At 43.0% G+C, this 22,336-nt stretch carries 21 protein-coding genes and 2 other annotated features; of the genes, 12 read left to right on the forward strand and 9 right to left on the reverse strand.

Going from position 1 to position 22,336, the window contains the following annotated elements:
* Positions 1-13: 13 nt before the first annotated feature.
* From phnE (B1K52_RS07620) to B1K52_RS07635, 4 genes are all read right to left on the reverse strand, one after another.
* Positions 14-826, reverse strand: a complete 813-nt coding sequence (gene phnE / locus B1K52_RS07620; RefSeq protein WP_077306929.1) for a phosphonate ABC transporter, permease protein PhnE — start codon at positions 824-826, stop codon at positions 14-16.
* Positions 823-1,620, reverse strand: coding sequence for a phosphonate ABC transporter, permease protein PhnE (gene phnE / locus B1K52_RS07625; RefSeq protein ID WP_077306930.1), 798 nt, complete (start codon positions 1,618-1,620; stop codon positions 823-825). The genes phnE (B1K52_RS07620) and phnE (B1K52_RS07625) overlap by 4 nt, the downstream gene beginning before the upstream one ends.
* Complete coding sequence (phnC, locus tag B1K52_RS07630) at positions 1,617-2,396, reverse strand: phosphonate ABC transporter ATP-binding protein (RefSeq protein ID WP_077306932.1); 780 nt, start codon at positions 2,394-2,396, stop codon at positions 1,617-1,619. Before phnC ends, phnE (B1K52_RS07625) begins: the two co-directional genes overlap by 4 nt.
* Before the next feature lie 147 nt (positions 2,397-2,543).
* Complete coding sequence (locus B1K52_RS07635; RefSeq protein ID WP_077306934.1) at positions 2,544-3,476, reverse strand: phosphate/phosphite/phosphonate ABC transporter substrate-binding protein; 933 nt, start codon at positions 3,474-3,476, stop codon at positions 2,544-2,546.
* Between the two features lie 173 nt (positions 3,477-3,649).
* Here B1K52_RS07635 and B1K52_RS07640 point away from each other — a divergent pair, with 173 nt between their 5' ends.
* The 10 genes from B1K52_RS07640 to trpA all read left to right on the forward strand — a co-directional run bounded on the left by B1K52_RS07640 (position 3,650) and on the right by trpA (position 14,916).
* Positions 3,650-5,227, forward strand: coding sequence for a bifunctional metallophosphatase/5'-nucleotidase (locus B1K52_RS07640; protein ID WP_077306936.1), 1,578 nt, complete (start codon positions 3,650-3,652; stop codon positions 5,225-5,227).
* Positions 5,228-5,603: 376 nt separating this feature from the next.
* Positions 5,604-6,476, forward strand: a complete 873-nt coding sequence (locus tag B1K52_RS07645; protein ID WP_077306938.1) for a LysM peptidoglycan-binding and 3D domain-containing protein — start codon at positions 5,604-5,606, stop codon at positions 6,474-6,476.
* Positions 6,477-6,813: 337 nt separating this feature from the next.
* Complete coding sequence (locus B1K52_RS07650) at positions 6,814-7,977, forward strand: DEAD/DEAH box helicase (RefSeq protein WP_143588852.1); 1,164 nt, start codon at positions 6,814-6,816, stop codon at positions 7,975-7,977.
* 44 nt (positions 7,978-8,021) lie between these two features.
* Positions 8,022-8,234: a binding site (T-box leader), on the forward strand.
* A gap of 26 nt (positions 8,235-8,260) precedes the next feature.
* Positions 8,261-8,501, forward strand: a binding site (T-box leader).
* A gap of 65 nt (positions 8,502-8,566) precedes the next feature.
* Positions 8,567-9,970, forward strand: coding sequence for an anthranilate synthase component I (gene trpE / locus B1K52_RS07655; RefSeq protein ID WP_256855869.1), 1,404 nt, complete (start codon positions 8,567-8,569; stop codon positions 9,968-9,970).
* Positions 9,951-10,553 (forward strand): anthranilate synthase component II, encoded by a 603-nt coding sequence (locus B1K52_RS07660; RefSeq protein ID WP_077306942.1) that lies wholly within the window; start codon positions 9,951-9,953, stop codon positions 10,551-10,553. Before trpE ends, B1K52_RS07660 begins: the two co-directional genes overlap by 20 nt.
* Positions 10,534-11,553 (forward strand): anthranilate phosphoribosyltransferase, encoded by a 1,020-nt coding sequence (gene trpD, locus B1K52_RS07665; protein ID WP_077306944.1) that lies wholly within the window; start codon positions 10,534-10,536, stop codon positions 11,551-11,553. The genes B1K52_RS07660 and trpD overlap by 20 nt, the downstream gene beginning before the upstream one ends.
* Positions 11,550-12,332 (forward strand): indole-3-glycerol phosphate synthase TrpC, encoded by a 783-nt coding sequence (gene trpC, locus B1K52_RS17895; protein WP_179106492.1) that lies wholly within the window; start codon positions 11,550-11,552, stop codon positions 12,330-12,332. The genes trpD and trpC overlap by 4 nt, the downstream gene beginning before the upstream one ends.
* Complete coding sequence (locus B1K52_RS17900; RefSeq protein WP_179106493.1) at positions 12,329-12,934, forward strand: phosphoribosylanthranilate isomerase; 606 nt, start codon at positions 12,329-12,331, stop codon at positions 12,932-12,934. Before trpC ends, B1K52_RS17900 begins: the two co-directional genes overlap by 4 nt.
* A gap of 4 nt (positions 12,935-12,938) precedes the next feature.
* Entirely contained in the window at positions 12,939-14,144 is a 1,206-nt protein-coding gene (trpB, locus tag B1K52_RS07675) for a tryptophan synthase subunit beta (protein WP_077306946.1), read from the forward strand.
* A complete protein-coding gene (gene trpA / locus B1K52_RS07680) occupies positions 14,137-14,916 on the forward strand; it encodes a tryptophan synthase subunit alpha (RefSeq protein ID WP_077306948.1) in 780 nt (259 codons plus the stop codon). Before trpB ends, trpA begins: the two co-directional genes overlap by 8 nt.
* Positions 14,917-14,973: 57 nt before the next feature.
* On the opposite strand, the gene B1K52_RS07685 is transcribed toward trpA, so the two are convergent.
* Positions 14,974-16,179: an MFS transporter gene (locus B1K52_RS07685; protein WP_077306950.1), complete on the reverse strand. Its 1,206-nt coding sequence runs from the start codon at positions 16,177-16,179 to the stop codon at positions 14,974-14,976.
* 324 nt (positions 16,180-16,503) lie between these two features.
* On the opposite strand from B1K52_RS07685, the gene B1K52_RS07690 reads away from it, so the two are divergent.
* Both B1K52_RS07690 and B1K52_RS07695 read left to right on the forward strand, forming a co-directional pair.
* Positions 16,504-17,400 carry an ABC transporter ATP-binding protein gene (locus B1K52_RS07690; protein WP_077310537.1) on the forward strand — a complete coding sequence of 299 codons (897 nt, stop codon included), beginning with the start codon at positions 16,504-16,506 and terminating at the stop codon, positions 17,398-17,400.
* A complete protein-coding gene (locus tag B1K52_RS07695; RefSeq protein WP_077306952.1) occupies positions 17,393-18,649 on the forward strand; it encodes an ABC transporter permease in 1,257 nt (418 codons plus the stop codon). The genes B1K52_RS07690 and B1K52_RS07695 overlap by 8 nt, the downstream gene beginning before the upstream one ends.
* 112 nt (positions 18,650-18,761) lie before the next feature.
* Here B1K52_RS07695 and B1K52_RS07700 read toward each other — a convergent pair whose 3' ends face one another.
* The 4 genes from B1K52_RS07700 to B1K52_RS07715 form a co-directional block, all read right to left on the reverse strand.
* Positions 18,762-19,190 carry a VOC family protein gene (locus B1K52_RS07700; protein WP_077306954.1) on the reverse strand — a complete coding sequence of 143 codons (429 nt, stop codon included), beginning with the start codon at positions 19,188-19,190 and terminating at the stop codon, positions 18,762-18,764.
* A 120-nt stretch (positions 19,191-19,310) separates the two neighbouring features.
* The gene (locus tag B1K52_RS07705) at positions 19,311-20,075 is read right to left on the reverse strand and encodes an NAD-dependent epimerase/dehydratase family protein (RefSeq protein WP_256855963.1); all 765 of its coding nucleotides are present in this window, start codon (positions 20,073-20,075) and stop codon (positions 19,311-19,313) included.
* 4 nt (positions 20,076-20,079) lie between these two features.
* A complete protein-coding gene (locus tag B1K52_RS07710) occupies positions 20,080-20,535 on the reverse strand; it encodes a methylated-DNA--[protein]-cysteine S-methyltransferase (RefSeq protein WP_218668039.1) in 456 nt (151 codons plus the stop codon).
* A gap of 59 nt (positions 20,536-20,594) precedes the next feature.
* Entirely contained in the window at positions 20,595-22,214 is a 1,620-nt protein-coding gene (locus B1K52_RS07715; protein ID WP_077306960.1) for an ABC-F family ATP-binding cassette domain-containing protein, read from the reverse strand.
* Positions 22,215-22,336: the final 122 nt, after the last annotated feature.

The following is a 22,336-nucleotide window of genomic DNA, read 5'->3' on the forward strand; positions in this document are numbered from 1 at the left end:
CGCTGTTTTCATTTTAGACGATTTTCTTCCGGAAGTAACCGGAGATGAGGTCAATTAAGGATACGAGTACAATGATACCGAGTAAGATAACACCGACTCGCGGCCAGTTTCGAGATTGTAGCGCAAAGATAAGCGGTGCACCGATACCACCGGCACCAATGATACCTAAAATGGATGCTCCCCTGACGTTCAATTCAAATCGGTAAAGCGTATAAGAAATGAACCCAGGTAGTACTTGCGGCAAAACAGAGTAGACAAGCACTTGAAGACGGTTAGCCCCGGTAGCAATCAATGCCTCTTTTGGTCCATGGTCGATTGCTTCTACTTCTTCAGCAAATAACTTACCAAGCATTCCAATAGAATGAAGTCCTAAAGCTAGCACTCCAGCAAAAGAACCTGGTCCGACAGCTTTAATGAAGATGATTGCCAGGACAACTTCTGGGAAGACACGAATGAAACTAAGAACAAACCGACCAATACCGGTAACAAAGAATCCTGATTTATCGCGGCGAGTTGCAGCCCAGAAGCCAAATGGGATGGTAAGAATTGCTGAAATAAACGTTCCAAGAATAGAGATGGCCAGTGTATCTATTAAGCCGTAAATCAGTCCCTCAGCTCCAGGAACGAAATCCCAATCAGGCTGGATAATTCCGTTTAAAATTGCTTTTGATATCTGGCCGGCAGTTTCCTTGATTTCGAATGTTTCTACACCAGCAAAAGCCCAAACATAGATTGCAGCTAGAATGACTAAAATTAACACACGGTTGAACAGGCGTTTACCGCGACCTGTTGGTTTAGCGACAAATTGTGTGGAAAGTTGGCTCATAGTAATTTCTCCCGAAGTTTATTACTCACAAAGTCAATGATTAACACAACGACAAGTGTAGCGATAATTAATGTATTAACTCGTGGATAATTAAAGAAGCCAAGGTTGCTGTCGTAGTACAGCCCAATACCGCCGGCTCCTACAAGTCCTAGTATAGCAGCAGCTCGAATATTTACCTCAAATGTATAAAGCACATAGGAGACAAAATAAGCCGCAGCCTGTGGAATGATAGAAAAGGCAATCCATTGAAACTTGTTAGCACCAACTGCAGTCATAGCTTCTAATGGACCTTTATCAATACCTTCTACTGATTCGTAAGTTAGTTTGGCAATAATTCCGACAGAGAAAATGGTTAAAGCAAAAATACCTGGAATCATACCTAAACCGAAAATTGCTACAAAGATTGCCGCTAGAAGCAATTCGGGAATCGTACGAATTAAGTTCAGCACAAAACGAGCTGGATACGAAATCCACGGGACACGGTTGACATTATTCGCACATAGCAGAATAACAGGAATGGATATAATCGCACCGAACGTCGTGCCGATGACTGCCATACGAATTGTTTCCAGCATTGGCTCTATAATTTCTTTGAAATAAGCCCAATCCGGTGGGAACATGTCAACAACGAGGCTCGCCATTTGATCGCGGTTGTTGAATAAATCCATGATACTTGAGCCTGTTCGCCAATAACTGAGTCCCAGCAGAATGAGAATAATTGCTGCCGTTAGGTAATGCTTCAGCTTAGAGGGTGGTCTCGGAACCGTTTTTTTCGGAGTCTGGCTCTGGCTCATTCCGCTCCAGCTCCAATCCCGCGCTGCTGTTCTTCTTCCAGCTGCTGTCCGTAGATCTCTCTGAACTTCTCATCAGTAGCTTCTTCTACAGGGCCATCAAACACGACTTCTCCGGCATTCAATCCAATAATGCGTGTTGCATACTGACGTGCAATATCAATGAAGTGGAGGTTAACTACCGTTGTGATGCCAAGCTCCTGATTAATTTTTTGCAAGTCATCCATTACTTGTTTGGTAGTCAATGGATCAAGAGAGGCTACAGGCTCATCGGCAAGAATGATTTTTGCTTCTTGCGCTAACGCACGGGCAATGGAAACACGCTGCTGCTGCCCACCTGAAAGCTGGTCAGAACGTGTATAAGCCTTGTCTACTATATTAACTCGATCTAACGCATTAAGAGCTAGATTTACATCTTGTTTCGGGAATAATCCGAAAATAGTTCGCAGGGTGGAATGGTAGGCAACACGTCCTGAAAGTACATTCCGCAGTACAGAGGACCGCTTAACAAGGTTGAAGCTTTGGAAAATCATGCCGATATCTCGCCGGATCATGCGCAGTTTTTTTCCTTTCGCTGCGGTGATAGAGGCATTATCAATCATAATTTCCCCTTCAGAGATTTCGTGCAATCTATTAATCGAGCGCAGCAAAGTGGACTTACCAGCACCGGAAAGACCAACAATGACAATAAACTCGCCTTTTTCGATAGTTAAGTTGATGTTCTTTAAACCTTTGACGCCATTAGGATATGTTTTCGAAACATTGCGAAATTCTATCACTCTCTATACCAACCTTTTTATGTAGTTTAATAGTTAAAGATAATAAAGAATACTGTTCGGAAAAATATACATACAGACAAAAGCCCAGCCAGTCTAAGGAAATCTCAGGCTGGCTGGATTGATAGGTAAACTATGAAAAAAACTTAATTATTGTTCTGCAAATTTTTGATATTCACGTACGATATCAAAGTTGCTGTCTTCAGACTCTACATAGCCTTCGTGAGAGTAAACTTCGCGGATGATTTCCAAACCTTCCGGATCTTTACCGATGTTGATGAAAGCATCTGTGATTTTTTCTTTCCACTCGTCACTCATATCAGGAGTAACAGCGATTGTATCATTTGGAATCTTTTCTGTAGTTGCAATTACTTTTGTATCTTCGAATACGCTCGGGTAGTCACCTTTAACAACGTTACGTGCATCCTGGAAAGTAACAGCTGCATCTGTGTCGCCATTCAATACGCTGACGATACCAGCATCGTGGCCTTTAACGATAGTAGGAGTTAAGTCAGACTGGATGTCCAAACCAGCACCATCAAGTGCTCCAGCTGGCCATACATAACCTGCAGATGAAGTTACATCCTGTACAGCAATGCTCTTACCTTCAAGGTCCTCAAGAGATTCAATATCGGAATCCTTCTTCACGACAAACTGTGCTAGATAATAGTCTACTAGCTCATCAGTTGGAGAACCGTCTTCCGGATTAACGCCATAACGCTGAGATTGCAAGATTACATCAGCTGCGCCTTTTTCATGTGCCAATGCGTATGCTGTAGGCGGAAGGAAACCAACGTCTACTTGATCAGAAGCCATTGCTTCAACAATTGTGTTGTAGTTAGTAGAAACACTTACATCAACTGGAATGCCCAGCTCTTCCTTAAGAAGTCCTTCAAGCGGCTCTGCTTTTGCTTCTAGTGTCTCTGCGTTCTGAGAAGGAACAAATTGTACGCGAAGCTCCTCTAGTTCGTTCTTGCTGTCGCTTCCGCTGCCTTCTGCGCTAGAATCATCCGATCCACATGCACTAAGCAAGCCTGCTGCTAGAAATAAAGTTGCGCCGACACCTGCAATTTTCTTAAACATGATATACCCCCAAAGTTTTGTTTAATTTGCACTGCATGAACAACTATATCACGTCTTGTTCCAGTTTATGTTAACTTACTGTAATAAGAATGTAAAGATAGTTTTAGCGTGTTATGATAGATAATAGCAAATACTGTTTTAATTCAGAAAACAATGCAGGAGGAATGGCCTGAATGAGCGAAAAAACGACAAATATCACCTTGCTTGTAACGAGTGATGTGCATGGTAATATCTTTCCGACTACCTACCGTGATAGAGAACCGGCACCGCTTGGACTTGCACGTGTGGCAACTTTAATCAAACAGATAAGGCAGAATAAAGAACACGTTCTGCTTCTCGATAATGGCGATATGATTCAAGGAACACCGCTGACATATCATCATGCAAAATACGGTGCAGCCAAAGATAATCCGATGATTCGCTGCATGAATGAACTGCAATATGATGCTGCTGTAATCGGAAATCATGAGTTCAATTACGGTATGCCTTACTTGCAGGCTGCTGTCCAATCAGCTGATTTTCCATATCTTTGCGGTAACATATTGGATGAGACGAAGAAGGAGCCTGTCTTTGGAACGCCATACAAAATCAAAATGATAGATGGAGTTAAACTGGCGATCATCGGTGTTACCACCCATTTCATTCCAAACTGGGAAGACCCCAATCATATTGAAGGTTTAGCATTTGAGCATGTGTTGGAATCAACAAGAAGATGGGTAAAGAAAGTGCGAGAAGAAGAACAGCCGGATGTTCTGGTCGTTGCTTATCACGGCGGTTTCGAACGTGATTTGGAGACAGGTGATCCAACTGAATCACTTACTGGGGAAAATGTGGGCTATGAGATGTGCCATTCTATAGAAGGAATTGATGTTTTGGTAACAGGGCATCAGCATCGGACACTAGCGGAGAAGGTAAATGGAGTAACAGTTATCCAGCCTGGTTCCACGGGTGCTTTTCTTGGTGAAGTTACCATTGATGTTGAGCAGTTAAATAATAGTAAGAAATGCATGAAGACGGAATCAAAACTACATCCTATTACAAACGAAATTGACCCGAATGAACAGATTTTGAACCTAGTTTCTTCCTATGAAAAGGAAACACAGGAATGGCTTGATCAGCCAATCGGAAAAATTGACGGCGATATGATCATTCATAACGCTTTTGAAACGAGAATCGAAGAGACGCCCTTCATTGAATTTATTAATAAAGTACAAATGGATGCAGCTGCTGTAGATATATCCAGTACTGCTTTGTTCCATAATGCATCTCCAGGATTCCCGGAAAACATTACGATGCGGGATATTGTTTCTAACTATATTTATCCTAATACATTAAAGGTTATAGAGATTACGGGTACTGATATGAAGCAGGCACTCGAACTATCGGCGACTTATTTTTCTATAAATGAGGATTTAGAGCTCGAGGTTAGCCAGTCCTTCCTGGAACCAAAACCGCAGCATTATAACTACGATATGTGGGAAGGTATTAATTACACATTAGATATCAGCCGTGAGGTCGGAGACAGAGTTCAAGCATTATCGATTAAAGGCAATCCCGTTTTGGCGGATGAGACATATCAAGTAGTGATGAATAATTACCGGGCAGCTGGCGGGGGAGATTATGTCATGTTTAAAGGGAAGCCTGTGGTCCGTGAGATTACAACGGACATGACGGAATTGATTGCGGATTACATTAACCATCGCGAAGTAATTGAAGCAACTTGCAACCATAATTGGCAAGTTCGGAAGTGAGAAACAAGGGCAATAGCTTCTGTTTTTTCTTTCATAATGGTAAATAAAGGTATTTATAAGTTGTCTTCTGTAACATTTGTCCTAAAATCACTGGAAAAACGACAGAAAATGAAGCGAAATATACAAAATTAAACGAAGTCAATAAAAAAATGAATTTTTACATATTCCAGTTTTTAGGCTAAAAACGAGGGTTTTTATTACAAAAATGCTCGATAAAGCTTAGTTATGAACATGTTTATTACGAGAACATTACAATGTAACAAAAATATTGCTGTGGAGAAATGCTGTAATATAACCTTAAACTTCTTGTAACCCACTGGGTTAAGCCCATGTGATAGCATAAGTCTTGTTAGAAATTTAAGGAGGTAGACGACGTATGAAAAAAACAGTCGTATCTTTAGCTACAGGACTAGTGGTCGCGGGGGCATTCAGTACAACAGCATCAGCTGCTGAATATAACGTTCAAACAGGGGATACCCTTTGGGATATCGCACACAAATACGAAGTAAGTGTTAATCAGCTTAAAGAGTTTAACCAACTTGATTCTGACCTAATCTTTCCTAATCAAAAGTTAACTATAGATAAAGAAACAACAAATACATCAGATTCATATACAGTAGTAAAAGGCGATAGTCTTTCTAAAATCGCAGGGAAGTTCAATATTTCGGTAAGCGAGTTAAAAGCATGGAACAGCTTAAATTCCGATTTGATTGTAATAGGTCAGCAACTTGCAGTGACTGGCAGCGAAGCAGCAGCAGTACCAGTGAAACAAGAAGCGGCTAAAGCGGAAGCTTCGAAACAGGAAGCTCCAAAACAAGAAGCACCAAAACAAGAAACAGCGCCTAAGCAAGAAGCTCCAGCACAACAGGAGTCTAAACAAGAAGCAGAACCTGCTAAACAAGAAGCAGCAGCTCCTGCTAAAGAAGAAAAGGCAGCTACAAGCACAAACCAGGAAGCTACAAAAGAATTGACAGTATCAGCAACAGCTTATACTGGACAATGTAATGGTTGTTCTGGTGTAACAGCTACAGGTATCGATTTGAATGCAAATCCGAATGCTAAAGTCATTGCTGTAGATCCAAATGTTATTCCTCTAGGATCTCGCGTATGGGTTGAGGGCTATGGAGAAGCAGTCGCTGGCGATACTGGCGGTGCAATTAAAGGCAACAAGATTGATGTACACGTACCTGACAAAGGCTCAGCGCTTAACTGGGGACGTAAATCTGTAACTGTAAAAGTTCTAGACTAATACGAATAGATGCAGCAGGTAGAGCAAATGGCGGTTTGCTCTGCCTGTTTTTTATTTATATATTATATTTTACCCGTATGTGTGCAGGATAAACGATTATTATTTTAAATTTACTGACGATTTGCCCATCTAGCTTATTTGCTTCATTTGTCCTTCACCTTGAAGCAAACCGATGATGCTGAAACGAATGATCAGCAGAACGAAAATGCCGATCAGCACTTTATGCATATAATTTCCCCCTTTTTATGTGTATACTGATATCTTACAAACTTTTTACGGGTACATCTAGAATAACTTCACATAATAATACTGGAAAATGTATGAAAGAAGGAATAAAATGAAGCACTTTAGCGATTTAAATTTACAAAATAGCAGATTAGAACTATTACATAAATTAGGGTTATCAGAACCTACTCCTGTCCAGCAGCAAGCTATTCCGGAGATTATGGCGGGAAAAGATGTGATTGCGAAAGCACAAACAGGTACAGGCAAGACGCTTGCTTTCTTGCTGCCAATACTTGAAATGCTCAATGCGGAAAGTGAAGGGATTCAAGCGCTTATTCTTAGTCCGACTAGGGAATTGGCGATTCAGATTTACGATGAGCTTGCCAAGTTGGTTCATCCAGAAGAAGAAGTAGGCATCCTCGCTGTTTACGGGGGACAAGATATTGTGAAGCAGCTGAAGCGTTTGGAAGGAAGAATAGATATCGTCGTTGCGACTCCAGGACGACTTCTTGATCACATGCGACGCGGCACGGTTGATTTGGCGCACGTTCGTACTTTCGTGTTGGATGAAGCAGATCAGATGCTTCACATGGGATTTTGGCATGATGTGAAAGATGTCGCGAATACTTTGCCTAATACAAAGCAGACGTTATTGTTCTCCGCTACAATGCCGAAAGAAATCCGTCAGCTGGCAGGTACGCAAATGCAGCGTCCGAAAGAAATCACCATCGAGACAAACAATGTAACGCTGCAGGAAATCAAACAGATTGTATTGGAAATGTCCGATAGAGAAAAGCGCAATACACTTAAGACTCTCCTGCAAATGTATCGCCCGTTCGCAGCGATTATTTTCTGTCGTACAAGAAGACGCGCTTCTGAGCTGCATGGCTATTTACGTGGATTAGGTCTCGAATCGGACGAGTTGCATGGCGATCTTTCACAAGCAAAACGGGAACGAGCGATGAAAAATTTCCGTGAATACAAAACCCAGTTCCTTGTCGCGACAGACGTAGCAGCTCGCGGATTAGATGTAGAAGGTGTCACACATGTATTTAACTATGACTTGCCAGAGGATACAGAAAGTTATATCCATCGCATCGGACGTACCGGCAGAGCGGGTAGTACAGGCTTAACTGTTGCGTTTGTAACACCGCGTGACCGTCACCAAATTAAGCAAATTGAAAAAGAAACAAAACAGCGCTTGCCGCGCAAACAGCTGGTCTTTGGAGACAATGGTAAACCAGATTTACAGGATGCTGGAAAAGAAACCTCTTGACATGTGTTTACAAGGGGGCTACAATGAATCCAAGCAAAACAGATACGGTAGCGATGACGAAGAGTAGTAGCTAATGTGATCACTTTTAGAGAGCCGGTGGTTGGTGGAAACCGGTGTGATGCATTAGTGAATGGACTTCTGAGCACTATGGCTGAAATGGATAGTAGGCTGTGGCGGCATCTCCCCCGATAAAAGGAGTAAAGTGAGCTAGTTCGCTAGCTAACAAAGGTGGTACCACGGGTAATCTCGTCCTTTATTGGAGAGATTGCCTTTTTTTTATACACGAAAATCGTTGATGAAGAGGAGTACATGCTGCAGGATTTGTACAGAGAGCCGGTGATGGTGGGATTCCGGTCAAATCAGCAGCATGGAATGGGCTTCAGAGAGATTCCTTGAATGCAAGTAGGGGAATCCGGTTTCCCCCGTTACCGGGATAGGATATTAAGCAAGCGCTGCGTATCCGAATGAGCGGAAAGTGAAAGCTTTCAATAGAGGTGGCACCGCGGTGAAGAACCGTCCCCTATGCACATGACCAAACCATGTGCATAGGGGACGGTTTTTTTATTACCAAAAGAAGAGGAGCGAGAAAATGAACGTTACGCAGACGATGAATTATGAAAAGAAGCAGCTGAACGGAGATACACTGACACCAATCATCATATATAAACGATTACGTGGGCAAAAAAAGTTCTTGCTGGAAAGTTCGGTACATCATACAGGAAAAGGGCGCTATTCCATCATTGGTGCGAATCCGTACAAGGAGCTGACAGGAACAGGGCAGCAGACAGTAGTTGCCGAAAAGGGCAAAGAAGAAAAGCTAGAGGTGAAGCCGCTTGAGATGTTAAAACAGCATATAAGCGGCGTGCAGCTGCCGTTTGATTTTCCTTTCTATGGCGGGGCAGTCGGCTACATGGCTTATGATACCATTCGGCAGTATGAAGTAATTGGCGAGGTACCAGCAGACCCAATCGGCATGCCGGAAGTTCATTTCATGTTCTATCAAGACATTATCGTTTACGACCATAAGCACGAGCAAGTTACATTGCTGGCGGTTGATGGGTCTGGTAATCGGTCAGCAGAAGCACTGCGAGAGCGCCTGGCAGAGATGGAGGAAGAGCTTACCACACATCAAGAAATACCGGATGCAAGCTTAGCTGCTGTCCATTTTCATCCAGAGATTGATCAAGAATCCTTTATGAATATGGTAGAAGAGGCCAAAGCGTATATCAAAGCAGGGGATGTTTTTCAAATTGTGCTTTCGCAGCGGCTGACAGCAGATTTTAATGGAGATGCATTTAGTTTTTATCGAAAGTTACGAGCGAGCAACCCTTCTCCATATATGTTTTACCTTGATTTTGAAGACTATACCGTACTGGGAGCTTCACCGGAGAGCTTAATCAAAGCAAGCGATGGCAAAATAACAGCAAATCCTATTGCTGGATCGCGACCACGGGGCAAAACAACGGAACAAGATGAGCAATTGACAACAGAGCTGTTGGCAGACGAAAAAGAGTTGGCGGAGCATCGAATGCTCGTTGACTTGAGTCGGAATGACCTGGGGCGTGTATGTAAGGTTGGCACAGTTGAACTTACAAAGTATATGACGGTGGAAAAATACCAGCACGTGATGCACATCGTATCTGAGGTGCAAGGAGACTTGGCAGAAGGAATGACCGGATTGGATGCACTCATAGCAGCACTTCCGGCAGGGACCGTATCTGGGGCGCCGAAAATACGGGCAATGCAATTAATCAATCAATTTGAGAAGAAAAAACGAGGCCTCTACGCGGGAGCGATAGGCTACATTAACATGAATGGCGATCTTGATTTAGCGTTGGCAATCCGGACAATGGTTGTCAAAGACAAAAAAGCTTATGTCCAGGCAGGCGCCGGACTTGTTTATGATTCGGATCCTGAGACAGAGTACCACGAGACGCTTCATAAAGCGAAATCACTAACGGAGGTAGGTTTGCATGATTCTGCTAATCGATAATTACGATTCTTTTACGTATAACTTATTTCAATACACAGCTGAGCTTGGAGAAGAAGTAACAGTTGCCCGCAATGATGAATTAACAATTCAAGACATTGAAAGAATGCAGCCAGCGGCGATTATCGTATCACCGGGACCAGGAAGACCGGAGGACGCAGGCATTTGCGTGGAGGCTATTCAGCACTTTGCTGGTAAGACGCCTATACTTGGCATTTGTCTCGGTCATCAGGCAATCGGTACAGCATTCGGAGCAAAAGTCAGTCGAGCAGGTCAGATTAAGCATGGTAAGACATCCACGCTGTGCTATGAAGGCGAACCGGATATAGCTTTAATTATCAAGGACTTGCCAATCATGCGTTATCATTCACTCGTCATCAATAAGCAGACTGTTCCGGCAGAATTAGAAGTGACGGCGTATGCAGAAGATGATGAGGAAATCATGGCTGTCCAGCATCGCCAATACCCAGTCTATGGCCTGCAGTTCCATCCGGAATCGATTGGAACTGAAGCTGGTAAGGAGATTGTGAAATATTACATTGAACTTATGAAAGAAGGGAAAAGTTATGGAACCATTATTGGCTAAGCTTACAAATACAGCATCCTTGAATTATGCAGAAGCATTGCAGGCATCAAGAGACTTGTTGGACGGCAGTATGCCAGATGCCGTAGCAGGAGCATTCCTATCTATGCTGCAAACCCGCGGAGAAACAGCTGATGAAGTAGCAGGAATGGTAGCGGCCATTCGGGAGAAAGCCCAGATTATTCCGTTTCAAGCAGCCGACGTAATGGATAACTGCGGCACCGGCGGCGACGGATCACAAAGTTTTAATATCAGCACCACAGCAGCATTTGTCATCGCAGGAGCCGGCATAACGGTCGCTAAGCATGGCAACCGCAGCGTCTCCAGCAGAACCGGCAGTGCCGATGTTCTTGAAAAGCTCGGTGTGCCATTGTCCTTGCCAGCAGCAGAGACAACACACTTGCTAAAGGAGAATAATATTGCATTTCTGTTCGCACCGCATGTTCATCCTGGATTAAAACAGGTAATGCAGCTTCGGAAAGTACTGAGGATTCCAACTATTTTCAATCTAATCGGTCCATTAACAAATCCAGTGCCGCTTGATTCACAGCTGCTTGGAATTTACCGTCGTGATATGCTTGGTATGATGGCCGAAGCCTTGCAAAAGCTGGGGCGCAAACGAGCAATCGTTGTAAATGGGGCAGGGCACATGGATGAAGCTTCCTTAGCAGGCGACAATCATCTGGTGTTGTTAGAAGAAGGCAAGCAAACAGCTTTCACACTTCATCCAGAAGAAGTTGGACTGTCAGTTTATCCACTGGAGGCAATTAAGGGCGGCGATGCAGCAGATAATGCGCAGATATTGCTGCGTGTATTGAACGGAGAAACGGGTGTCTATCGAGATACTGTCGTATTGAACGCCGGTCTTGGTATCTTTGCAAATGGAAAGACAAATTCCATTCAGGAAGGCATTAAAATGGCACAGGAAAGCATTGATAGCGGAGCAGCCAAAGCGAAGCTGCAATATTTGATTGATTACAAGCAAAAGGAAGTGACCTCATGACATTTTTGGAAAGAATACTAGATGAAAAACGAACAGAAATTGCAACACTAAAGCAAACGTACCAACCAACAGCTGCACAGCGTAAACCGATTTCTTTATACGAGCGTTTCCAGCAGAAAGAACAGCTGCAGATTATAGCGGAGATCAAGCGTGCTTCTCCATCAAAAGGGATTATTAACCCAGATGTTGTGCCAGCAGAGCAAGCCAGAATTTATGAAACTGCAGGTGCAGGAGCTGTATCTGTATTGACGGATACACCGTTCTTTAAAGGTACAATGGATGACTTGGCTGCTGTGAGGGAAGCGGTAGATCTGCCTGTATTAAATAAAGACTTTATCTTAGACGAAATTCAGATTGATAGGGCGGCTGATTACGGTGCTGATGTGATTCTGCTAATTGTCGCAGCACTTGAGCAGGAACGACTGCATGCTCTCTATCAACATGCAATAGCAAAAGAATTGGATGTACTTGTAGAAGTGCATAACGAAGAAGAACTGGAGCAAGCACAAGCGCTTGGTGCGAACATTATCGGCATCAATAATCGGAATCTTAAGACTTTTGAGGTAGATCTTGGTGTAACGGAACGATTAATCAAGAAAATAAATATAACAGACACATTGGTGATTAGTGAAAGCGGCATGGCTGTACCAGCTAATGCAGAGCGTGTAGCGAAAGTGGGAGCAAGAGGGATTTTAGTCGGCGAGACACTCATGCGCGCTTCTGATATTGCATCCGCATTGCAGTCGCTTCAAGTGCCTGTAGGAGCAGAGCAGTCATGATTGTTAAGATATGCGGTATCCAGTCCGTTGAGGCTGGCCTGGCAGCTGCAGAAGCAGGCGCTGACATGATTGGGTTTGTTTTCGCCGACAGCAGCAGACAAGTAACGGCGGAGCAGGCAGCACAGATTGGTAAGAAGCTGCCGTCACATGTCAAAAAAGTTGGAGTATTCGTGAACGAGCCGATTGATAGTCTCATAAACATTGTGGAAACAGCTGCGTTGGACTACATCCAGCTGCATGGCGATGAAACACCAGTTTATTTAAGTAGCTTGAATAAGCCAGTTATGAAAGCTTTCTCTGTTTCGTCAGAGGCTGACTTAAAGCTGCTCACCAATTATGCTTGCGATTACTATTTGCTCGATAGTCCGGCTGAAGCCTATCGCGGTGGCAATGGCAGACCATTTGACTGGTCACTAGCAAGCTCGGAATCCCTGCCAAGGGAGAAATTGTTCCTGGCTGGCGGGCTGCATGCGGATAATGTGCAGCAAGCTATCCGCGAAGTAAGCCCTGCAGGTGTTGATGTAAGCAGCGGTGTGGAGACAGACAAACAAAAAGATCCTCTTAAAATACAGCAATTTATTGCAGCGGCAAAGAAAGGATGAAAACATGGCAACATATCCGACAGAAACGGGGCACTATGGAGACTTTGGCGGCCGATTTGTACCTGAAACATTAATGCCAGCCATTCTGGAACTAGAAAAAGCGTTTAAAGAAGCGAAAGAGGACGAAGGTTTTCAGGAAGAAATGCGCTATTATTTAAAGCAATATGTCGGGCGGGAGACACCACTTTATTATGCAGAACGTCTCTCCAAGCATCTTGACGGTCCGAGAATTTATCTAAAACGAGAAGATTTAAACCATACTGGTGCTCATAAAATTAACAATACAATTGGGCAAGCATTACTGACACAGCGAATGGGAAAGAAAAAGGTCGTAGCGGAAACAGGAGCTGGCCAGCATGGGGTAGCTACAGCAACAGTTAGTGCTTTGCTTGGATTAGAGTGCATTATTTTTATGGGAAAAGAAGACGTCAGACGCCAAGCGTTAAATGTTTACCGGATGGAGCTGCTTGGCGCGCAAGTTGTATCCGTCGACCAAGGTAACGGGACACTGAAAGATGCAGTAAATGAAGCGATGCGCTACTGGACTGCGAACGTTGAAGATACCCATTATATCTTTGGTACTGCGGCTGGTCCACATCCATTCCCTCAAATTGTGCGAGACTTCCAGCGTATTATTGGAGACGAAACACGCAAACAAGTTATTGAAGCAGAAGGCAAGCTGCCAGAAGCAGTCGTTGCCTGTGTTGGCGGCGGAAGTAATGCCATCGGTATGTTTTATCCGTTTGTAGACGACCTGGATGTGAAAATGTACGGTGTGGAAGCTGGCGGTAAAGGATTATTATCCGGGATGCACGCAGCATCGCTTACAGAAGGTAAAGCTGGTATTTTGCACGGATCATTATCTTATTTGCTGCAAAATGAAGATGGTCAAGTGCAGGAGCCACATTCCATTTCTGCTGGTTTGGACTATCCAGGTGTCGGCCCAGAACATAGTTATTTGAAAGATGCTGGACGTGTTACCTATGATGCTATCACAGATGAAGAAGCACTAGAGGCAGTGCGTATGCTTTCCAGAACAGAAGGGATTATCCCAGCTTTGGAAAGTGCACATGCCGTTGCTTACTGTAAGAAACTAGCCCCGGTGATGAACAAAGAGGATGTCTTGGTTGTATGCCTGTCCGGGCGTGGAGATAAAGATGTGAACACAATTAGAGAAGCGCATGAAACAGGAGGTGACCTGCATGACTAAAGCGAAGCTGGATACTGCATTTCAAACGGTGGAAAAGGTCGGAGAGAAAGCTTTTGTACCGTACATCATGGCTGGTGACGGCGGCTTGGAAAACCTAAACGAAAGTATTCGTTTTCTTGCGGAAAGCGGAGCAACAGCGATTGAACTCGGTTTGCCATTTTCAGATCCTGTCGCAGACGGTCCGACCATTCAAGCTGCAGGAATCCGTGCCTTGGAAGCTGGAACAACGGTACAAGCTGTTTTGGATGAAGTGGCAAAAGAGAAAGATAACCGCATGATACCACTTGTGATTATGACATATTTGAATCCGATTTTTGCTTATGGTGTAGAAGCTTTTGCGCAATCCTGCGAAGCAGCAGGAATTTCCGGCCTCATCTTGCCGGATTTGCCGCTTGAAGAAGAAGGGCTCGTTGTGAAGGCACTGAAGAAGCATAATATCGCGCTCATTCGTTTGGTCGCTTTGACGAGTACACAAGAAAGAATCCAGGCGCTTGCCGAACGTTCAGAAGGTTTCCTTTATGCTGTAACAGTTGCAGGTACGACAGGAGAGCGGGCTAGCTTCGTTAATCAAATTGGTGCACACCTGCAAGCATTGAAAGAAATTAGCAAAGCACCGGTACTTGCCGGATTTGGAGTCTCTACACCCGAACATGTGAAAGAACTTAGCCAGTATTGTGATGGTGTAGTGGTGGGAAGTAAGATTGTTGATGCGCTCAATCGAGGGGACAAACAGCAAGTAGCTGATTTAATTGCCTCGAGGAAGGAAGCGTAAACACTAACTAAATAGAGAGTGCAGAAGAATTATAGAATCCTCTGCACTCTTTTTTGTTTACTTGCTTATGTTTTTAATAAATAAATGTCTACTTTTGAAAACGACAATACTAACTGCAGCTAGCAGTATCCCAGAAATCATGAAGACAACCCGAATCCCAAGTAAATCTGCTAATAACCCCATAACGAGGGAACCAATCCCAAAAATTCCTGTTCCAATAGCGCCTAACGACGTATAGACAGTGGACAGCTGCTCTTTTGAAACGCTAGTTTGTATAATGGATTGCTGCGGGATGTTTTTTATTTGCCCAAACAGTCCAACACAAAGTGATAAAAGCAAGGATATGACTGGGGAACTATTTAGGCTAAACAGTAAGGTAACGAAGGCACTTAATAATGCACCTATAAAAATAAAGGTTCCTAATCTTTTTTCCACCACAGCAGCATATTTAATACAATACACACTTCCTGCAATTAACCCTAAAAAGAATGCTCCATTGATAAAACCCCACCACTTTTCATCAACATGCAGCGCCTCGCTAACAAATGCATATAAAATGGCGGCTATCCAAACTGTTCCTGCAATCGTTTCGAAAATATCAATCCAAGCAATTCTTCTTAGCACTGGAGTAGCAGATAAGGTTACCCAGCCTGCTTTTATTTGTTCTAATTTCCCTTTAGACTCTGTTGATATATGTTTGACACTTTCTAACTGACAAAGCAAGAAACTAGCAATGATGAACAAAGCCCCAACGAACCAAATCAGCTGTTGAGCGCTCATAACGAGCAGAAACACACTTCCTGCAAACCACATCGCTGCCTGTATGACCTGCGTAACAGTTTCAGCAACTCCATTTGCTTGAATTAACTGATCTGCTTTCACATAATCTGGAATCAACGTCTGTCTTATTGGATTTGCACAACCGTCAAGAAACGCAATCAACCCTATTAGTATAAAGATGACATAATAATTAGATACGGTAACCACCATTAACAGAAACCCTAGTATTAAAAGCAAAATAGTTTTTCCGATCTGTGATCCTGTCAGCAGCCACTTCAGATTCACTCTTCCAATCAAAAGAGGTGTTAACAGACTGGCTGCAAACATAGAAGTAGTAATGGTAAATGGAACAAATGCTGATGCAGCTGCAGAACCAGTTAAACTATAGATCAAACTTATTACGCTAACCATATATAATACATCACCAATATTGGCAATGGATTGGCCCCATAGTAATAAAGTGAAATTCTTATTCAATTTCATTTTTTATCCCCCAATTGTTGAATTGAATGTGGTTGTGTTGATTAGGGGAATTTTTAAATCGGACTGTTCACTATTCATTGGCTCCTTTCGTTTGGAGGATAAATCTGGGGGATTAGATTTATCCTGGTTTATGGCACGTTTTACCAATTATATGAATTTTAGCACAATGAGATAACTTTATGCCAAGATACTTATGAAATACTTTAAATACGAATGCCCAGCTGTTTACTTTGGAAAAAATATAGGTCATTTTTAGTGTGAAAGTGAAACATTTCCAGTGCCTATCCGTATATCTAATGAGAGAAGCAGGAAAGGGTGAAGTTAGTGCTTCAACTAAAAAAAGTAACAAAAAGATTTGGAAGTTTTACTGCTGTTGATCAGCTGACGCTGTCGATACCAGAAGGAGAAATGTTTGGTTTCCTAGGGGCTAACGGTGCTGGTAAAACGACTACCTTCCGAATGATTCTGAACTTAATGGAAAATACAGAAGGGGAAATAACTTGGCAAGGCAAGAAGATTACATATGGAGACAGTGATGAGATCGGCTATCTTCCCGAGGAGCGCGGATTGTATCCGAAGCTAAGTGTGAAAGAGCAGCTCGTTTACTTAGCTAAGCTGAGAGGCATGGCGAAAGCAGACAGTGTCAAAGCGCTAAAAACATGGCTGGAGCGATTTAACATAACCGAATACGAAAACAAAAAGGTAGAAGAGCTGTCCAAAGGAAATCAGCAGAAAATCCAATTTATATCCGCTGTATTACATAACCCGCGGCTGCTTATATTGGATGAGCCATTCTCCGGCTTGGACCCAGTGAATGTGGAAATGCTTAAACAAGCGGTTATTGACTTAAAGAATGCAGGAACTTCGATTATATTCTCTTCACACCGAATGGAGCATGTCGAGGAATTATGCCGTTTTCTCTGTATCATGAAACAAGGAAAGCCGGTTGTAGAAGGTGATTTGGTAGAGATAAAGCGTTCTTTCCGTAAAAAGAATATTACCATTGCGGCAGATTATGATGTAAGTTTCTTAAAAGATACTGCTGGCGTTATCAAATACCAGGAAACACAGCAAGGATGCCGCCTTCAAATTGCGTCAGCAGAAGATGCGCCGACTGTGTGGAAACAGCTTGCTGAAAAGGGGTTTGTCAGCAAGTTTGAAGTAGAAGAACCTACATTGAATGATATCTTTATTGAAAAGGCAGGGGAGTCCTATGCGTAAGTTTTGGATTGTATTTTCCCACACCTATCTATCTAGGGTTAAAGCAAAAGGCTTTATTATTTCGAGTGCAATTTTTCTATTATTAATCTGCGGACTCTTTTATTTGCCAGATATTATTGAACGTTTTTCCGGTAACAGTGAAGATCCTGTCGTTGCTGTTATAGATGATACGGAGAATCAACAGGTTTACGAAGCTCTGAGTGCTTCTGCCGATGGCTATAAGCCGGAATTGTTCGAAGGAACAGAAGAAGCAGCACGGCAGGCAGTTGAGGAGGAAGAATATGAAGGCTTGCTAGTGTTGCGTCAGTCAGAGCAAAATCTGCCAGAAGCTACCTTTTATAGCATGCAGCTGACCAACAATGTGAGTGATGATATCGAGTCCCAGCTGCAGCAAGTTAAAGTCGCACAGGCGGCTTCACAGGCTGGTATCGATGAAGCGACAATCCAAGAAATTTATACACCCGTTTCTTTCGAACGCGAAGCACTGGATAAAGAGGCCAAAACGGAAGAAGAGCTGGCAGGCTCACAAGGTCTTGTATACATTCTTGTATTTGGGCTTTATATGAGTGTTATCATCTATGGCATGATGATTGCTACGGATATTAGTAATGAGAAAACATCCAGAGTGATGGAAATATTAATCTCCAGCTCCTCTCCAGTTAGTCAGATGTTCGCCAAGATTTTAGCGATTGGATTGGTTGGCCTTACACAAGTAGCATTAATAGTTGCTGTTATTTATACGATGATTCAAGTGCGGGGAAGTGAGCTTGACGGCGGTGTATTGGAATTCACAGGTCTTGCGGATGCATCACCGGTTACACTGTGGTTTGCATTAATCTTCTTTATACTTGGGTACTTCTTGTATGCAACAATTTGTGCAGGTCTTGGGTCGGTTGTAAGCAGAATGGAAGATGTACAGCAGCTTGTAAGTCCAGTTATCTTTTTAGTGGTCGCTGCTTTCCTTCTTTCCATGTACGGACTAGGTTCCCCTGATTCACCGGTAATTGTTGTAACTTCTTATATTCCATTCTTCACACCGATGATTATGTTCTTACGGATTGGTGTGCTAGGTGTGCCAGCGTGGGAGGCAGCTCTTGGCATTGCAATTCTAATAGCTACAATCTTAGTTATCGCTTGGATATCCGCTAAAGTGTATCGCGGCGGTGTGCTGATGTACGGAAAAGGCGGTGCATTTAAGCAGCTAAAGCAAGCGCTGAAGCTCTCTGGTAATATTAAAAATAAGAAATAATAAACGAGATAAGAAGTGCGCAGGAAACGGAATGTTTTCTGTGCGCTTTTTTTTATTTGAAAGAAAGAGGAGCTTTCGTGGTGGCGAAAGCTCCATTATATGATGCGTATACTTACGGTGCTTCACTTATTGTAGAAACTTGCCAAGTGACACCAAACTTATCTTTCACCTGGCCATAAAGCGGACTCCAAAAGGTTTGCTGCAGTTCCATTGTTATATGGCCATCTGCTGATAGACTGTCAAATACTGTTTTTGCTTTTTCAGGTGTGCTGATTGTGACGGCAATTCCTACTTGATCGCCAAGCGTATAGGGAGTTCCTGGAAAGTTATCCGATAACATAAGCTCGTTCGCTCCGATTTTCATATGCGCATGCAAAACATAATCTTTTGCTTCGGCAGGGATAGGATAATCCGGATTTTCTGGCAAGTCACCGAATGTTTGCAGACTTATAACCTGTGCATCCAGCGCTTCCTCGTAGAATTTTACTGCTTCTTGTCCATTACCATTCGTTACGATATAAGCATTAATACCTTGCACCATGGAGCCTCATCCTTCTCTATCGTTAATTTGTTTTATATACTTTTTCGCTGTCTGCTGCAAAATCCCTTTCACAAATAAAATAGAGTTATTCTGGCAGTTTCGACTGCCAGGATAACTCTATTATCTTCCGAAGTTTGTAAATACACCGCCGATATAATCTGTCACATTTTCGAGTTTTACATTTTCTATTTCGTCACGAAAGTCCTCAGGGTTGTCTTGTGGACCATACCCGATTAGTGCTGCATCACGATTGTCAAAGTAATCATTGTACAACGAAGACACACCATAATAAACATTCGTACTGATTTGATCTGCTTCGAGGCAGCAGACAATTAGTTGGTTCATGTCACGGACACTAATCCACGTATTCAGGTTGCGGTGCTCGGCTGGTTTTTCCAGATAACTGCCGATGCGCAGACTAGCTGTTTCAATGCCGTGTTTCTGATAATACATGTTCGCTAGGTTCTCCCCGAAAGCTTTGCTCGCACCATAAAAGGTATCTGGCATATGCAGCGCATCGGCTCCGATCGATTGATTGATAGGTTGGAAGCCGACAGCATGGTTGCTGCTAGCGAAAACAATTCGCTTGATGCCGTGTTTACGTGCTGCTTCGTATATATGATAAGTGCTGTTGAAATTATTTCTATTAATCAACTCATACGTACTTTCTGTTGCAATACCGCCTAAATGTACGATGGCATCCACGTTCTTTACCAGCTCATCTACTTGTTCGGGTACAGCCAAGTCTGCTTGCAGGAAGTGACCAAATTGCTTAAGTTCTTCATCCTGCTTGATATCTGTCAAAACGAGCTTGTATTTCTGGTGGGTAGCTTTCACAAAGTTTTTGCCGATATGTCCGGCAGCTCCTGTTACGAGTACTTTCATCACGTTATCTGCTCCCTTGCTGTTCAAATTTCAATAGCCATTCTTTCCGCCACGGTTCCCAGCGGTAACCTGTGAGACTGCCGTTCCTGCCGATAACACGATGACAGGGGACAACAATGGCGAAGGTGTTCCGTCCAATTGCATTCGCTGCAGCTCGAACAGCCCGTTTATTTCCAACACTTTCAGCAACAGCACTATAATTGCTGGCACTGCCGTATGGAATTTGATTCACCTGGTCCCAAATGCGCTGCTGAAATAAGGTGCCGCTTACAGCTAGCGGAAGGCGAAAAGAGGTGCTGTTACCGGAAAAATAAGCATATAGCTGCTCGTGAGCTAACTGTGTCAGTTCGTTTTTATAGACAGGCAGTTTCTCTCCGAAAGCAATACTCGTAATAGCTTGATCGGTGGCAGTGATTTGTACATTGCCGATAGGGGTAAGGATATTATCGGTATAAGACATCATCATTTCCTCCTATAAAACAAGCTCCAAAGCGGAAAGCCTTGGAGCTCTTAGGTACATTAGCTGTACATTGCTGCGATTTCTTTTTGCAATTTCTTGTCAGAAACATATTCATCATATGTCATTTCTTTATCAATAATACCAGTCGGTGTAATCTCAATCAGACGGTTTGCGATACTGTTAACGAACTGTTGGTCATGAGATGTGAACAGCAGTGCGCCTTTGAATTTAATCAAGCCTTCGTTCAAAGATTGAATGGACTCAAGATCCAAGTGGTTTGTTGGTTCATCCATAACCAAGACATTGGACTTGCTTAGCATCATCTTCGAAAGCATACAACGAACTTTTTCACCACCGGAAAGTACATCTGCTTCTTTCAAAGCATCTTCTCCGCTGAATAGCATACGGCCAAGGAAGCCGCGCAAGAACGTTTCTGTCTGATCTTCCGGAGAATACTGGCGAAGCCATTCTACCAATGTCAGTTTCACACCGTCGAAGTACTTGGAGTTATCTTTCGGGAAGTAAGACTGAGAAGTCGTGACGCCCCATTTGTATTCACCAGAATCTGGCTCCATTTCACCCATGATGATTTTAAGCAATGTTGTTTTGGCAATTTCATCACGGCCGACTAGCGCAAGTTTATCTTCGCGGTTCATTGTGAAGCTGACGTTATCAAGAACTTTTACGCCATCAATTGTTTTGGAAATATCTTTAACCGTAAGCACGTCGTTACCAATTTCACGCTCCATTTGGAAGCCAACATAAGGGTAGCGGCGGGAAGAAGGTTTGATATCTTCCAATGTGATATTGTCGAGCATTTTCTTACGGGATGTTGCTTGTTTCGATTTAGAAGCATTGGCACTGAATCGTGCAACAAAGGCTTGAAGCTCTTTAATTTTCTCTTCTTTTTTCTTGTTTTCATCCTGTGCCATTTGTGTTGCCAACTGGCTGGACTCATACCAGAAATCATAGTTACCAATGTATAGCTGGATTTTTCCAAAATCAACATCCGCAATATGAGTACAAATTTTGTTTAAGAAGTGACGGTCATGCGATACAACAATGACCGTGTTCTCGAAGTTAATCAAGAATTCTTCTAGCCATTGAATAGCCTGCAAGTCTAGTCCGTTGGTAGGCTCATCCAGCAAAAGAATATCCGGGTTGCCGAATAATGCTTGTGCTAAAAGAACTTTCACTTTTTCAGAACCTGTCAGCTCCGCCATTTTTTTATCGTGTAAGTTCTCAGAGATTCCGATACCTTTCAATAATACAGCAGCATCAGATTCTGCTTCCCAACCGTTCAATTCAGCAAATTCGCCTTCAAGCTCAGCTGCACGCATACCGTCTGCTTCTGAAAAATCGGCTTTTGCGTAAAGTGCGTCTTTTTCTTCGATAATCTTGAAAAGACGTTCGTGTCCCATCATGACAGTTTGCAATACTTCGTGCTCTTCATAGCCGAAGTGGTTCTGCTTCAAGATAGCGAGGCGTTCGCCATCAGAGATAGACACGTTTCCTGTTTGCGGCTCAACTTCACCAGAAAGAACCTTTAAGAAAGTTGATTTCCCGGCTCCGTTTGCACCAATTACTCCATAGCAGTTTCCAGGAGTAAACTTTATATTAACTTCTTCGAATAGCTTTTTATCGCCATATTGTAGTCCTACATTATTTACCGTTATCATGTATACCTTTTCCTCCATGATCAAAAATGTCACGCATGCCTTAAGCTTAAGGGATTTGGGTGTGTAAGTCAATGTTCTTACTAGTAGAAGAATGGAAACAGCACAAAAAGGATTTGTTATAC

This window comes from Terribacillus halophilus, from assembly GCF_900162685.1.
Taxonomy (GTDB): Bacteria; Bacillota; Bacilli; order Bacillales; family Amphibacillaceae; genus Terribacillus; species Terribacillus halophilus_A.

Coding starts and splice junctions, on each gene's coding strand:
- trpB (WP_077306946.1), top strand. CDS start 12,939: ATGGCAACATATCCGACAGAAACGGGGCACTATGGAGACTTTGGCGGC.
- B1K52_RS07710 (WP_218668039.1), bottom strand. CDS start 20,535: ATGTCTTATACCGATAATATCCTTACCCCTATCGGCAATGTACAAATC.
- trpE (WP_256855869.1), top strand. CDS start 8,567: ATGAACGTTACGCAGACGATGAATTATGAAAAGAAGCAGCTGAACGGA.
- B1K52_RS07645 (WP_077306938.1), top strand. CDS start 5,604: ATGAAAAAAACAGTCGTATCTTTAGCTACAGGACTAGTGGTCGCGGGG.
- B1K52_RS07715 (WP_077306960.1), bottom strand. CDS start 22,214: ATGATAACGGTAAATAATGTAGGACTACAATATGGCGATAAAAAGCTA.
- trpD (WP_077306944.1), top strand. CDS start 10,534: ATGGAACCATTATTGGCTAAGCTTACAAATACAGCATCCTTGAATTAT.
- B1K52_RS07640 (WP_077306936.1), top strand. CDS start 3,650: ATGAGCGAAAAAACGACAAATATCACCTTGCTTGTAACGAGTGATGTG.
- B1K52_RS07700 (WP_077306954.1), bottom strand. CDS start 19,190: ATGGTGCAAGGTATTAATGCTTATATCGTAACGAATGGTAATGGACAA.
- phnE (WP_077306930.1), bottom strand. CDS start 1,620: ATGAGCCAGAGCCAGACTCCGAAAAAAACGGTTCCGAGACCACCCTCT.
- B1K52_RS17900 (WP_179106493.1), top strand. CDS start 12,329: ATGATTGTTAAGATATGCGGTATCCAGTCCGTTGAGGCTGGCCTGGCA.
- B1K52_RS07660 (WP_077306942.1), top strand. CDS start 9,951: ATGATTCTGCTAATCGATAATTACGATTCTTTTACGTATAACTTATTT.
- B1K52_RS07705 (WP_256855963.1), bottom strand. CDS start 20,075: ATGAAAGTACTCGTAACAGGAGCTGCCGGACATATCGGCAAAAACTTT.
- phnE (WP_077306929.1), bottom strand. CDS start 826: ATGAGCCAACTTTCCACACAATTTGTCGCTAAACCAACAGGTCGCGGT.
- trpA (WP_077306948.1), top strand. CDS start 14,137: ATGACTAAAGCGAAGCTGGATACTGCATTTCAAACGGTGGAAAAGGTC.
- trpC (WP_179106492.1), top strand. CDS start 11,550: ATGACATTTTTGGAAAGAATACTAGATGAAAAACGAACAGAAATTGCA.
- B1K52_RS07685 (WP_077306950.1), bottom strand. CDS start 16,179: ATGAAATTGAATAAGAATTTCACTTTATTACTATGGGGCCAATCCATT.
- B1K52_RS07650 (WP_143588852.1), top strand. CDS start 6,814: ATGAAGCACTTTAGCGATTTAAATTTACAAAATAGCAGATTAGAACTA.
- B1K52_RS07635 (WP_077306934.1), bottom strand. CDS start 3,476: ATGTTTAAGAAAATTGCAGGTGTCGGCGCAACTTTATTTCTAGCAGCA.
- B1K52_RS07695 (WP_077306952.1), top strand. CDS start 17,393: ATGCGTAAGTTTTGGATTGTATTTTCCCACACCTATCTATCTAGGGTT.